Source organism: Streptomyces sp. A01 (assembly GCF_059026195.1).
In genome coordinates this window covers 1-258 of record NZ_JBWLKN010000153.1, presented here as the reverse complement: position 1 = coordinate 258, position 258 = coordinate 1, and the positions used below count along the sequence as shown (strand labels likewise).

The window sequence follows — 258 nt, the reverse complement described above, 5'->3', positions numbered from 1 at the left end:
CAAGCACGAGGCCGCACCCAAGCACGAGCCTGCCCCGAAGCAGGAAGCCGCGCCGAAGGAGGAGGCCCCGCAGCAGCGCGAGGCTGCCCCCAAGCAGGCGACCGCCCCGAAGCAGGCGACCGCGCCGAAGCAGGAGACTGCCCCGAAGCGCGAGGTTGCCCCGAAGCGGGAGGCCGCCCCGAAGCGCGAGGCCTCGCAGCAACGGGACGCGACGCCGAACCCGGAGGCTGCCCCGAAGCGGGAGTCCGCCCCCAAGCA

General features: G+C 74.8%; 1 pseudogene. It reads left to right on the top strand.

What is annotated here, in order from left to right:
- A pseudogene (locus AC5P1B_RS35970) lies at positions 1–258 on the top strand (DUF5819 family protein); the annotation flags it as partial.